At 53.0% G+C, this 12,158-nt stretch carries 12 protein-coding genes; 3 read left to right on the top strand and 9 right to left on the bottom strand.

Annotated elements, in window-relative coordinates; genetic code table 11:
- Positions 1-116: 116 nt before the first annotated feature.
- Together FUA23_RS13190 and FUA23_RS13185 are read left to right on the top strand one after the other, a co-directional pair.
- A complete protein-coding gene (locus FUA23_RS13190; protein WP_147931215.1) occupies positions 117-1,712 on the top strand; it encodes an ArnT family glycosyltransferase in 1,596 nt (531 codons plus the stop codon).
- A 113-nt stretch (positions 1,713-1,825) separates the two neighbouring features.
- Positions 1,826-3,094 carry an O-antigen ligase family protein gene (locus FUA23_RS13185; RefSeq protein WP_147931214.1) on the top strand — a complete coding sequence of 423 codons (1,269 nt, stop codon included), beginning with the start codon at positions 1,826-1,828 and terminating at the stop codon, positions 3,092-3,094.
- On the opposite strand, the gene crcB is transcribed toward FUA23_RS13185, so the two are convergent.
- The 7 genes from crcB to FUA23_RS13150 form a co-directional block, all read right to left on the bottom strand.
- Positions 3,044-3,412, bottom strand: coding sequence for a fluoride efflux transporter CrcB (gene crcB, locus FUA23_RS13180; protein WP_147931213.1), 369 nt, complete (start codon positions 3,410-3,412; stop codon positions 3,044-3,046). The two genes, FUA23_RS13185 and crcB, sit on opposite strands and share 51 nt — an antisense overlap.
- Positions 3,412-4,518 (bottom strand): glycosyltransferase family 4 protein, encoded by a 1,107-nt coding sequence (locus FUA23_RS13175; protein WP_187271016.1) that lies wholly within the window; start codon positions 4,516-4,518, stop codon positions 3,412-3,414. Before FUA23_RS13175 ends, crcB begins: the two co-directional genes overlap by 1 nt.
- 86 nt (positions 4,519-4,604) lie before the next feature.
- Complete coding sequence (gene truA / locus FUA23_RS13170) at positions 4,605-5,375, bottom strand: tRNA pseudouridine(38-40) synthase TruA (RefSeq protein WP_147931211.1); 771 nt, start codon at positions 5,373-5,375, stop codon at positions 4,605-4,607.
- Positions 5,375-6,112: a tRNA (adenosine(37)-N6)-threonylcarbamoyltransferase complex dimerization subunit type 1 TsaB gene (gene tsaB / locus FUA23_RS13165; RefSeq protein ID WP_147931210.1), complete on the bottom strand. Its 738-nt coding sequence runs from the start codon at positions 6,110-6,112 to the stop codon at positions 5,375-5,377. Before tsaB ends, truA begins: the two co-directional genes overlap by 1 nt.
- Positions 6,109-6,429: an MGMT family protein gene (locus FUA23_RS13160; RefSeq protein WP_147931209.1), complete on the bottom strand. Its 321-nt coding sequence runs from the start codon at positions 6,427-6,429 to the stop codon at positions 6,109-6,111. Before FUA23_RS13160 ends, tsaB begins: the two co-directional genes overlap by 4 nt.
- A 14-nt stretch (positions 6,430-6,443) precedes the next feature.
- Positions 6,444-7,103 carry a sterol desaturase family protein gene (locus FUA23_RS13155; RefSeq protein ID WP_147931208.1) on the bottom strand — a complete coding sequence of 220 codons (660 nt, stop codon included), beginning with the start codon at positions 7,101-7,103 and terminating at the stop codon, positions 6,444-6,446.
- 60 nt (positions 7,104-7,163) lie between these two features.
- Entirely contained in the window at positions 7,164-8,255 is a 1,092-nt protein-coding gene (locus FUA23_RS13150) for a PLP-dependent cysteine synthase family protein (RefSeq protein ID WP_147931207.1), read from the bottom strand.
- Between the two features lie 266 nt (positions 8,256-8,521).
- Here FUA23_RS13150 and FUA23_RS13145 point away from each other — a divergent pair, with 266 nt between their 5' ends.
- Positions 8,522-8,947 carry an NUDIX domain-containing protein gene (locus tag FUA23_RS13145; RefSeq protein WP_147931206.1) on the top strand — a complete coding sequence of 142 codons (426 nt, stop codon included), beginning with the start codon at positions 8,522-8,524 and terminating at the stop codon, positions 8,945-8,947.
- A gap of 163 nt (positions 8,948-9,110) precedes the next feature.
- On the opposite strand, the gene FUA23_RS13140 is transcribed toward FUA23_RS13145, so the two are convergent.
- Complete coding sequence (locus FUA23_RS13140) at positions 9,111-10,004, bottom strand: ROK family protein (protein WP_246144199.1); 894 nt, start codon at positions 10,002-10,004, stop codon at positions 9,111-9,113.
- Positions 10,005-10,689: 685 nt separating this feature from the next.
- Complete coding sequence (locus FUA23_RS13135) at positions 10,690-12,156, bottom strand: sugar transferase (protein WP_246144197.1); 1,467 nt, start codon at positions 12,154-12,156, stop codon at positions 10,690-10,692.
- Positions 12,157-12,158 lie beyond the last annotated feature (2 nt).

The raw sequence follows: 12,158 nt of genomic DNA, 5'->3' as shown, positions 1-12,158 counted from the left end.
TGAGTTCGCATATTTTTTGCGGAGTAAATCCCGGCCCAAGATAAAGTCTTTGGCTAAATGGCGATATTTGCGCCAGGCCTGGAGCACCCAGGCTTCCACTCCACAATTCCCATTACTTGAATTTCAAGTTCCAACCTTGGTTTCCTGTTCTTTTTTTCGGTCTTTTCCTTTTGTTGGGCCTGGCAATTGTAGATGATTACGGAATCAGCTGGGACGAGTCCATTCAGCGTCGTCATGGCCGGGTATCTATCGATTACGCCGCAGAAAAATTAGGTGTCGATAATTACACCAAGCTCGAACCGGACTGGGACCTTGAGGATTACCAGTGGTCGAATTACGGAATGATCTATCAGATCACAGCTAATCTGCTGGAACAGGCTTTTGGCTGGGAGCAAGATTTTTACCGCTACTACAAGCTTCGCCACGTCATGAATTTTTTGTTGCTGTGGCTGGCCATGATGTACTTCTACCGAACAGTAAAGCTAAGGTTCCCCGATCACGAATGGTATCCTTTGCTGGGTACGCTCGCTCTCATTCTGAGTCCCCGCATCTTCGCGCACGGATTTTACAACCCCAAGGACCACATCCTGCTTGTGTTCTACCTTATCAGCGTTTTTACGCTCTTACGCTTTCTCAGGCACCGGACATGGCGCAACCTTGTTTTTCACGCTTTTGCTACGGGCCTTGCCCTCAATACCCGCTTGCCGGCCCTCATCGTACCACTCACGACTATCTGTATTCTGGGCTTCGAGTTGTTGCGCGAACGCAAGTTCATTGGTCAGAACCTGGGATGGCTTGGTGTCTATCTGCCGCTTGCCATCGCCTTCATGGTGCCATTTTTCCCTTTTCTCTGGGAAGACACTTTTACGCGTTTGATCGCTGCTTTTTCGGAGATGTCGGACTTTGAATGGGACAGCCACGTGCTGCTCTTTGGCGATAACCTCCATGCGCTCGATTTGCCGGCCTACTACATCCCGGCCTGGATACTTATCACGACTCCCATTATCTATCTGCTGTTGATGTTTACCGGCATCTTTGCTACGCTGAAAAATATGATTGGCAGTATGCGCGACCTCCGGTTATGGCGCAACGATGATGAACTGTCCGATTTCGCCCAGCTCGGCCTGAGCATCGGCCCGATTCTGGTGGTAATCATTCTTCATTCCACCTTGTACAACGGTTGGCGGCATCTGCACTTCGTTTATCCGGGGCTGGTTTACCTGCTGATGATAGGTTTCGATTATGCGCAAAGGAACTGGGCTCGGCAGCAGGTGCAAAGGGTGGTTTTCGGAGCAGCATTGCTGTTTACTGCCGTACAAATGGTGCGATACCATCCACATCAGAATGTATATTTCAACGAAGCTATTCAGGGCGAACCCCTGATGGTTCGCTTTGAGATGGACTACTGGGGTACCGGCTTCCGCGATGCTTTCCTGCAACTCGCAGATCAGATTCCCGAAGGAGAGGTCCGCTCTGTGAAGTGCGAAATCTGGCCCTGCAAAGACAACTTTTATTCTCTCCCCCCCGAAGCAAAGGCCAAGCTCAGGCTCGAAGGTGCATGGCATAAGGCAGATTACCTGGCGACTAACTTCACTTACGCCAATTCCCGCTATGACCGTCGTGACCTTAAGCTGCATTTTGCCAACCCTGCGGTAGAGATCGCTCCGGGCGGGCATTTGATTATCGGGGTTTACAAATTAAAAGAAGAGTGAGCTTACCACGACTTGGAGGTTTGTCGGTATCAGGTTAGTAAGTGAGGGCTAAAACCCTGAGTGCAATGCCGCTCATGCTGGAGTAAAACTCCTCCACCGTTAAAATCTAGCTCATGTCGGGACTAAGCCGCGAAAACATAGAAACAGCCCGTTATTACCTGACTCTCCTGATGATCGCGGGGGCTATGTTTGGCCTCGTCTTTTCTCCGCCTTTCATATCGGTAGCTCTCATCAGCCTCTTTGTCCTCGGTCTTCTGGACCCGCTTGAAGGTCTCAACCCCCGCTGGAAAGAACGGCTGCCCGCAACGCTGCGCTCGCTCGTTTTTTGGGGGATGGCGGGCCTGTACCTTCTGTTGGTGGCGGGGATCTGGCAAACGGAGGATTGGGGGTACTTCACCGAACGCCTTCGGATCAAAGTCCCTTTGTTGGCACTTCCCCTGATCTGGCCGGGATTGCCGGATATGGGGAAGAAGGAAACGGGATGGCTTTTCGGCGGCTTTGCGTTGTTTATGCTGACGGTGCTGACCGGAGTTATTGTGAATTACGGCTTCCACTTCGAAGAAGTGGAAACGATGATCCGCCAGGGGCAACCCATGCCCGTACCGCGTAACCATATCCGTTTCAGCCTGCTGGTGGCCATTGCGTCTTTGCTGAGTGTTGGAGCATACCGGCTGAAAGCTTGGGGCGGCCGGAAGTTTTGGCTTGCTGTGGCAGCATTACTTTTTATCGGACAGCATATTCTGGCGGTACGTAGTGGTCTGGCCGGAGCTTACGGTGGGGTAGGGGTGTTGGTGCTTGCTTTGGCCTGGGAGCGGGGAACCTGGTGGCCGGCGGTTGCAGGACTGATCGGGCTGGCCGCTTTGCCGGTAGTTGCCTACGTCGCGGTGCCGAGCTTTCGCACTAAAATACAGTATGCCCGCTACGAACTTTTTCACCGCGATGCGAGTAAAGATACCCATGAATACAGTGACGAGGGACGGCTGACGAGCATTCGTCTTGGCCTTGCTTTGTGGCAGGATCACTTCTGGCTTGGTGTTGGGCCGGGAAACCTCCGTCAGGAAATGGATGCCCGCTACGCCGCTATTCTGCCCGGAACAGAAGGGAAAAGACCCCACAATCAATTTGTCAGCGCTCTGGCCGGTAGCGGACTGATCGGGGGCGTTTTTACGCTGGCTTGTTTCTTCCTTTTGGCCAGGGTCGGAATCCGGAGGCGGGCGCCGGTCTACCTGGCTGTATGGACGGTGCTTTTCCTCAGTTGCCAGGTCGAAAACACCCTGGAAACCTCGGCGGGGGTAACTCTCTTTTGCTTGTTCTTGTTGCTGGTGTCGGGTTTACCGTACCAACCAGTAAGTGGCCACGATGGCGAGAACGCCACCGGCTAAACTGATGCCTAGGTACACAGCAGCGCTGCCCCAGTGCCCTTCCTCGCCCATCAGTACTAACTCCAGCGCAAAGGTGGAAAACGTAGAGAACCCACCGCAAAAACCGGTGAGTAACAGAAGTTGTAGTTCTTTAGAAAGGAGGTCCTTACTCACCCAGCCGACGCCTAACCCAAGAACGACACAGGCCAGCAGGTTGGCCACCAGCGTAAACCAGGGAATCTGACCATCTTCCAGTGTCGCCGACGGCAGGAGTTGCCCCACACCGTAACGGGCAAGACTACCTAACCCTCCTCCAATAAAGACGAAGAGCCACGGCATCAGACCACTTTAGGGTTGATCTCGATTGCACGATTGTCGGCCAAAGCCTGCTTTTCGGCGTTGATCCGGACAACATTGCGGTGCAGGAAATAAGTTATGGCCAGGGCCACGACGAGTTGCAACCCGATCAAAGTGTGCAGCTCCACGAAAGAGTCGAGGTAAAAAATGGTGCTGATGAACGACAGGTTGGTAAGCCCCAGAACGGCGGTGGCTTGCATGTGGTCCAGGCCGGAGTCGATCAGAAGGTGATGGATGTGGCGGCGGTCAGGAGTGAATGGACTCACCCCCCGTAGCGCCCGTGTCGTGAATACACGGATGGTGTCGAACAGAGGAATAATCATTATGCTGACCGCAACGGCAACAGGGTTGACGAAACGGTACTGTGGTAAGATGTCGGCACCCGAACCAACCTCAATGAATTTGATGGTGAAAATCCCCAGCAGAAGCCCGATGACCAGTGCTCCGGTATCTCCCATAAAAGTGCGTGCAGGGCTGATGTTGAAGTGTAGGAAAGCAAGGAGGCTGCCGGCAGTCGTCATCGAAAGCACACCGAGGTAGAACTGGTCCACCATGAAGAAATAAATACCAAAAGTTACCGATGCGATTGTCCCGACAACTCCGGATAAACCATTGATGCCGTCAATAAGGTTGAAAGCATTTGAGATAACGAGAAGGGTGAAGCCGGTGATGATCATAGATAACCAGCCCGGGAATTCGGCTTCGATACCGAACAGACCGTACATGCCTTTCAGCTGGACGCCGCCCTTTAAAACCAGAATAGAAATAGCAACGATGAGGCCAACCATCTTTTTCCAGGCCGAAAGCCCCTCGATGTCATCTTTGAATCCCACCATGAATACAATGACGGTTGCTCCCAGAATGTACTGCAGCGTATCCCACTGATGATGAGGAGTAAGCAAAAGCGTCGTGAACATGATACCCATGAAGATGGGGATACCCCCTATGCAGGGAGTAGGGATTTTGTGGCTACTGCGGTTAACAGCTTTAGCGACTAGCCCTTTTTCGTTGGCTATTCTGATAACGGATGGAGAGATGGAAAACACTAAGGCAAACGACATGAGGAAGCTCAGAACGAGAATCAACATGTCTCTCGGGATGTCAAATGGAAGCACTATTTCAGTTTTTAGGTCACACAAAGGTAAACTTAATGTGCCGGAAAATAGCGGCTTTATTATTTCACCTCCTCCCATCTATCCCGTTCTGGGTAGCGGATATCGTTCAGGAAGAGCCCTTCGGCAGGGGCGCTCCAGGGCTTCGGCAGGCGGGTTTGTTGCTCCAACGCAGTGCGTAAATCGTCCAGGGATAGTTTACCCTGGCCTACTCTGATGCACATCCCGACGATCAGCCGTACCATGCCGCGGAGAAAACGATTGGCCGAAATGTGGAAAGTCCAGGTGTCTTCTGCAAATTCCCACTTTGCCTCGGTAAGATCGCAGTTCATAGTGAAGGCGTCGGAGTTGGTTTTACAAAAAGGAGCAAAAGCTTCAAATTCAAGAAGCATGTCTGCTGCAGCCTGCATCGCTTTCAGATCGACCCGATCGCGGAGCTGAGGCAGACTTGCTACGGTATCTCTTCGGAATACGTCTTTCTTCAGGGCGATTTTATAGATGTAGCTGCGGCCGGTAGCGTGAAACCGGGCGTGAAAGTGTGGCTGCACGCGCCACAGGGCTTGAACCGATACATCTTCGGCCAGAAAGCGGTTCAGGCGGCGCAGGAAAAAAGGCGGGAATTCACCGGTGAAATCAAAATGAGCAACGTAATGAGATGCATGTACACCAGCATCGGTACGGCCACAGCCTACGATTTTTATTTTTTCGTTGAGGATCAGGCTCAGTGCCGAGTCTACGGTTTGCTCCACGCTCATGGCGTTGGGCTGGCGTTGCCAGCCAGCGTAATTCGTACCGTTGTATGCCAGTTCCAGGGCGTAGCGGTTGCCTTCCATCAGCCCAGTAATTTTTTCTTCGACTTGGTTACGAAGGGAGGATTGAGGTAGAAAGGTTCGTAAGAGGCCATGTCTTCGAGCCGGGAGGTATCGGGCGATAACGCAGGTGCAAGCAAAAGTTGGGCGGCACACTGACTGGGCGAAGCAAAGTTGAACACATTGCTACCTTCGGTAGCATCCCGGAGCCGTTCCGCTCCGGAGCCGACCACGGTAACGCGGGCGTCGCCGGCGGCGGTGATGGCCTCCAGCCAGCCGTCCTCCGTCATGCGGATATTTTGTGGTTCCAGAAGCAGGTGAGACTGGTTTGTAGCGTCAGAGGCTGTGCCATTTACCGAGCCCTGCACCTGCTGCCGAGCCCCGAAAAGCTGACCAAATACTTCCCCTTTCCGGGACTTGATCGTGGCCAGAACCGGCCCGTTATGAGCGCAGGCAAAAGCCAGCGCCTGCAGGGTGGGAACTACCCGTAATTTCAACTCCGGTAAAGCCACGCAAAGTCCCTTTGCCGTAGCGGCTCCGACCCTTAGGCTGGTGTAGCTTCCTGGCCCGTCAGACAGTACCACCTCGTCGAGGTCCGCCATGCTGAGTTGGGCTTCTTCCATCACTTGCTGGATGAAAAGAGTGAGGTGGCTGGAGTGCTGGTGAACCTCTGCTGCAGTATACTCCGCAAGGATCAGGTCATCTTTAGCCACCGCAACCGAGCAAACGTCGGTAGCGGTTTCCAGTAGTAATCGAATCATTTCAGGAGTTCAGTGGGTGACCAGAATAGTTCGTCAAAGTTTACAATTTTGTTGTCTACAACTTCAACGCCTTCGGCTTCCAGCCGCTCCTGCATCAACGTTGGTGTGGCAAAGTGGTTGCGGCCACTCAGTTCTCCTTTCCGGTTTACTACCCGGTGGGCAGGGATGGTTTCATCTCCGTGGGCTTTATTCATCGCCCAGCCAGCCATGCGAGCACTACCAAGGGTAAGGAAATCGGCGATGGCTCCGTAATTAGTGACCCGCCCGGGCGGAATGAGCCTCGCCACGTCGTGTACGTCTTCTATGTATTGAGCCATTGTTGGTTTTGGGGTTACCGGACGATCTCCACTCCCCGTTTTTTGTCTTTGTCACTTTTGGGCATGGTCCGGAAAACATAGTCCCACAAAGGCTGGGAAACACCGAAGAGGATGTCGTCCTCACTGTAGTGGTGCAAGGCGTGGTTTACCCAAAGAGCTTTGAGGAAGTTTTTGGGTGGAGGGTACATGTGCACAGTATAGTGAACAACCAGGTACATGGCGTAGCCAACCACGAAACCAGCGAGGTAGGCAAAAGCGTATTGTTGCAGCACGAGCTCGAAGAGGAAAAGGAGCAAAGTGGAAATAATCACCGCAAGAATGGGGGGCATAGCCAACCGCTTCTTGTCTTTGGGGTAATCATGGTGAAATCCGTGCATATTGTAGGTCATCTCCTTATAGCTGTCGGATGCGCCATGAGGAGGATGGTAAACCCAGCGGTGTACTACGTACTCGGCAAAAGTAAAGCCGAGCGTACCCAGGAAGAATAACCCAACGACAGCTGAGGGCGGGACGTCGGTTTTAGCTACGGTGTACCATAACAATCCTGCGGCATAGACCAGAAAGATGATGATGGGTGTAGCAATATGGGTTTGGGTGAGACGGTTGAGAAACTTGTTCTCAAACATCGGTGGGGCCTCCCCATTGGATTTAAACTTTTCGGTACTCGTCTTCATAAGGCTCGGTTTTGCCGGCTCAGTGGGCGCAATTGTTTCGTCTTCGCGTTAGAAACGCTCTTACTCTGAGGTCAGTTTGAGACGCTGCTTGATTTTTCTCCCATACATGCGTTTATACACCCGGTACATACGCTGCAGGTGTTTTACGCTGTAGGTTGCCGGCTCGCCGGTAGGGGTCAGGTAACCCTGCTCTTTCATCCAGTCGTCGTTGAAGACCTTACCAAGGTAGCGGCTTCCGTGATCAGGGAACAATACAACGACGACATCGTCTTTGGTTAGTTGCTTTCTGATGGCAAAGACTGCCTCCAGAGCTGCTCCGCTGCTGTAGCCAAGCAGCATCCCTTCGCGGGTAGCGAGTTCACGCACCCTCAGGGCTGCGGCGCGGTCGCCCACCTTGATGAATTCATCGATAAGATCGAAGGCAACATTGTCGGGAATGATTGTTTTTCCGAGGCCTTCTACTTTCCAGCTGAAAATTTCGTTGGTATCGAAGATTCCGGTTTGCCAGTACTTTTTGAGGACGGAGCCGTAGGCGTCTACGCCTACGATGGTCACGTCGGGCTTCTTTTCTTTCAGGTAGCGGGCGGTGCCGGAAAGCGTTCCGCCTGTTCCTGCACAGCAAACGTAGTGCGTCACTTTGCCATCGGTGTCTTCCAGAATTTCCGGGCCAGTACTGGCGTAGTGGGCGCCACTATTGTCCAGGTTCCAGTTCTGCCGGAGGTAGAAACTATTGGGGATGGTAGCGGCGAGCTCTTCTGCACGGGAGTAGTAGGAGTCGGGGTGCTCAGGGGCTGCGTCTTTGGGGCACAGTACAATTTTTGCACCTAGTGCGGTCATCAGGGCGCGTTTTTCCGGCCCGGCCTTGTCCGATAGAGTAAGGATACATTTGTAGCCCTTTACCGCTGCAATCATGGCAATACTGAAACCGGTATTTCCACTGGTTGCTTCAATGAGGGTTGCGCCCGGTTTGATGAGCCCTTTCTTTTCGGCCTGTTCGATCATGTACAGAGCGGCACGGTCTTTGGCGGACTGTCCTGGGTTGAAAGACTCTACTTTTCCGTAAACTTTTGCCGGTATCCGGTCTCCGCAGATACGATCAAGGCTGATCAGTGGAGTATGACCGATGGTGGATAGAATGCTGTCGTGCCGCATAGAAAATCTTTAGTGGTTCGAGTTATCACTGTTAAAATCAGTACTAAACGAATATTAATCGTGACCCAAAGTACGAACGTCGCTGAAATAATGTTGGTTCGTGTAAATTTACAAATCCAAACAAGCAGCCTTAATCAAGGGTTTAGAGCTTATCGGGACTTCAGTGTTATGAACATTCGAACATACATTGAGTACGTTTGGTGCCGCAAAAGTAACCATTTTCAACCGGCTTCCATTTTTTCCTTACAGAACTATCCTTAGTATAAATGGCCAAATTCGCCGTCTCTCTCAAAGCCCGCCTCATTCTGCAGAATCACGGCCGGTTACTTCTTCTCAAGCAAACCAAGCCCAATGGTGGCAACTACACGTTGGTAGGAGGCACCATCGAACGCAAAGAGTATGCCGCCCGCACCCTGATCAGGGAAAGCTGGGAAGAGGCCGGAATCCGACTTGAAAAGAATGATCTCGAACTGGTGCACGTTCTGCACAAGCGCTCCAGCAAAGAACACCGGATCGTACTCTACTTCCGTGCTTATCATTATAAGGGCTCTCCCGAGAGCAAGGAACTGGAGAAGTTCGAAAACGTAGAATGGTGGCCGCTCAAAGAGTTGCCCAAAAATCTTACCGGTACGGTACGGCATGTCCTGAAAGCATACAACGCCGGGCAGCTTTACTCTGACATGGAGAAGTAGGAAGTACCAGCGTACAGAAAACTAAGAGCTTGTTCGGGTTTGACACTTCGGCTTGCTTGCGCCAAATTCAATGCTGAACGATGAGCCAGAAGGCAAAACCCGAACAAGCTCTAATTGGTTTCCGTTTGGAATTCCGGACCTCACCATTTTTCTGCTTTCTGCCTTAAAGCAGTGCCGCTCCGAATACTCCTGCTGAATCCCCCAGTTCAGGCTTCAGGAAGACCGTATCCATCCTTGGGTTGAACAGATGGTTTACCACCTGCGGGACAGCTTTGGTGTACAACTCTTCGATGTTGCTGAGTCCTCCTCCGAGCACGACTACGTCCGGATCGATCACATTGATGATGGTGCTTATCCCCTTAGCGAAGTAATGAAACCAGCGCTCCATTGCCGCGGTTGCCGCGGGGTTGCCGCCGGCACGGTATCGCGGCACGATCTCCTTCATGGTCAGGCTACGGCCAGACATAGCGGCGTAGTACTTCTCGACCGACGGTCCGGAGAGGATGCGCTCAGCGCAACCCACACGTCCGCAGTAGCAGTAGCCCCCCGAATTGTCGAGAAACATATGCCCCCATTCTCCGCCGATGCCTTGAGCACCGCCGATTATTTCTCCGTTGATAACCAGGCCTCCTCCGGTTCCTGTGCCAAGAATGACGCCGAAGACGACCTTTGCGTCAGGCATCTCTTTTGGTACGCACCCCATGAGCGTTTCCGCAACAGCGAAGCAGTTGGCGTCGTTGGCAAGTGTAAGGGGAACCCCAATGGCTGCCTCGAGGTCTTTGCCCAACGGCTGGCCATTGAGCACCGTTGTGTTAGAGTTTTTCATCAGCCCCGTGGGCGGGTCAATGGTTCCGGGGGTGCCGATGCCGATTTTTTCCGGCTCAAGACCGGTGGCTTCTTTCATCTGCTCTACCAGCAAAGCAATGCGGCTAACTATGTGCTCGTAACCGTGCTCTCGTTCAGTGGCAATGCGGCGGCGATCAATCACGTTGCCGGAAGGGTCGAGAATTACGCCTTCTATCTTTGTTCCGCCCAGGTCTATTCCCCAGTTCATCATGTTTTGCTTTAATTACTTGTGGCAAGGTAAGGAGGTTTTTTCGGGCGCGGCCGCAGGTGCAAAGTAAGGTTGTCAGTCGCCTGACGTACCGACAAGCCAGCTCTAACCCCATTAACCCCAAATCTGCCAGTCCCCTCCCAACTCGCCAGTCGAATTCTTTTTTGCCTCAAAGTCTTATGAGAATCATCATCTTTTATGGGAACTTCAAACCTCTGGATCAAAGCCTCCAAATCGGGCGCAAAAAAGTTCGCCTGTCGAGTTGGGGAGGGAGCAGGACGAGCTCAAACCCCCTTAGTCTGGTTGGGCGCAAAAAAGTTGGCCTGTCGAGTTGAGGAGGGAGCAGGACGAGCTCAAACCCCCTGAGTCTGGTTGGGCGCAAAAAAGTTCGCCTGTCGAGTTGAGGAGGGAGCAGGACGCGCTCAACCCCCTGAGTCTGGTTGGGCGCAAAAAAGTTCGCCTGTCGAGTTGGGGAGGGAGCAGGACGAGCTCAAACCCCTAAGTCTGGTTGGGCGCAAAAAGTTCGCCTGTCGAGTTGGGGAGATAGCAGGACGCGCTCACCCCCCTGAGGTTGGTTGGATGCAAAAAGTTCGCCTGTCGAGTTGGGGAGGGAGCAGGACGAGCTCAAAACCCTTGAGTCTGGTTGGGCGCAAAAAAGTTCGCCTGTCGAGTTGGGGAGGGAGTCCCGCTATTTCCCTTTTCCCTGTATCAGGACCACTACCGTGTAGAACAGGATTTTGAAATCCAGCCCCAAAGAACGGTTCTCGATGTACAGGATGTCGAATTTCAGCCGTTGGATCATTTCGTCTACGTTGCTGGCGTAACCGTACTTCACCTGGCCCCAACTGGTGATGCCGGGGCGTACTTTCAGCAGGTGGCGGTAGTGGGGGGCACGGGCGCTGATCAGGTCGATATAGTACTGTCGTTCCGGGCGCGGACCTACCAAAGACATATCGCCGCGCAGCACGTTCCAGAACTGTGGCAATTCATCGAGCCTCCATTTTCGCATAAGGCCTCCCCAGGGCGTACAGCGGTCGTCCGTGTCGCTGCTGAGTTGAGGCCCGGCGGCTTCGGCGTCGGTGTACATACTCCGGAATTTGATGATGTTGAAGGGCTGCCCATTCAGTCCGATGCGCTCCTGCTGGTAAAAAATAGGTCCTTTGCTCGAAAGGCGAACCCGAATGGCTATGTACAGCAATAAAGGGGACAGCAGGATCAGCATCACCGCCGAAACACCGAGGTCCATCAGTCGTTTTACGAAGCGCTGCCAACGCGGCATCATCTTTTGATGGATCTCGATGAGAACCGCCCCGAACACGTGGTCCATTTTCACCGAGCCTAACATAATGTCGTACATGTCGGGGATGATCTTCACCAGCAAACGGTCTTCATAATCGAACAGGACGGTCATTACCTCACGCAGGCGATTATGCTGACTGGTTTCTATTGCAATAATCACTTCCTCGATGTTGTGCTCTTCGATGACCGAAGAGAGCTTGAGTAGGCTGCCCAGCAGAGGTAGCTCTTCTGCCAGCAGGGGCGTCGCCTTGCGCCGGGAGTCCACGAAACCGACGAACCGGTAACCCAGTGCTTTTTGCTGAGACTGGATGTCTTTGTAGAGATTGAGCGCAGCCTCACTGCCTCCAATGATGAGCGTGTTGAAGGTGATCTCTCCGTTTTTTAATCTTCGGCTGGCGCGGGTGAGCAGAATCATCCGAACCAGTGCCGTCAACGAAAAATGCAGACCGAGGAGTGTGAGTACATTCTGATAGTAATCGTGGTAGTCCGGTGCTTTGTCGTCCAGCATTACGGTGAAAAACAAAAGGATTACCCCAACGGCGGTAATCAGTAAGGTCTGAGCTAAGATCCTCAGCCGGCTCAGCCGGTAGATGTCGCGGTACTGATCGAAGAGGGTGTAGCCAAGTACCCAGCCGAGGGGGATGAGCAGGCTGCCCCAGAGGTAGTTGACGTCGCCCGTCAGGCTCTCGATGGTTACAATCTGACCTTCTTTACCGCTGCGGATGAGGAAGAAGATGGTCCACGCCAGCCACGCGGCAACGAAGTCTGCTACGATGTACACACGCCGGTCGCGCCGGCGGCGAAGTGCCGTATCGGGCCGGATGCCTTTGGTGGATGTGCCAGGAGTTGAAGCCAAAC

Source organism: Neolewinella aurantiaca (assembly GCF_008014675.1).
GTDB classification, from domain to species: Bacteria; Bacteroidota; Bacteroidia; order Chitinophagales; family Saprospiraceae; genus Neolewinella; species Neolewinella aurantiaca.
Note: the sequence above shows the minus strand (reverse complement) of the source record. Positions and strands in the feature narration are given on the sequence as shown.

Coding starts and splice junctions, on each gene's coding strand:
- FUA23_RS13185 (WP_147931214.1), top strand. CDS start 1,826: ATGTCGGGACTAAGCCGCGAAAACATAGAAACAGCCCGTTATTACCTG.
- crcB (WP_147931213.1), bottom strand. CDS start 3,412: ATGCCGTGGCTCTTCGTCTTTATTGGAGGAGGGTTAGGTAGTCTTGCC.
- FUA23_RS13175 (WP_187271016.1), bottom strand. CDS start 4,518: ATGTTGATTCTCGTTCTGAGCTTCCTCATGTCGTTTGCCTTAGTGTTT.
- truA (WP_147931211.1), bottom strand. CDS start 5,375: ATGGAAGGCAACCGCTACGCCCTGGAACTGGCATACAACGGTACGAAT.
- tsaB (WP_147931210.1), bottom strand. CDS start 6,112: ATGATTCGATTACTACTGGAAACCGCTACCGACGTTTGCTCGGTTGCG.
- FUA23_RS13160 (WP_147931209.1), bottom strand. CDS start 6,429: ATGGCTCAATACATAGAAGACGTACACGACGTGGCGAGGCTCATTCCG.
- FUA23_RS13155 (WP_147931208.1), bottom strand. CDS start 7,103: ATGAAGACGAGTACCGAAAAGTTTAAATCCAATGGGGAGGCCCCACCG.
- FUA23_RS13150 (WP_147931207.1), bottom strand. CDS start 8,255: ATGCGGCACGACAGCATTCTATCCACCATCGGTCATACTCCACTGATC.
- FUA23_RS13145 (WP_147931206.1), top strand. CDS start 8,522: ATGGCCAAATTCGCCGTCTCTCTCAAAGCCCGCCTCATTCTGCAGAAT.
- FUA23_RS13140 (WP_246144199.1), bottom strand. CDS start 10,004: ATGATGAACTGGGGAATAGACCTGGGCGGAACAAAGATAGAAGGCGTA.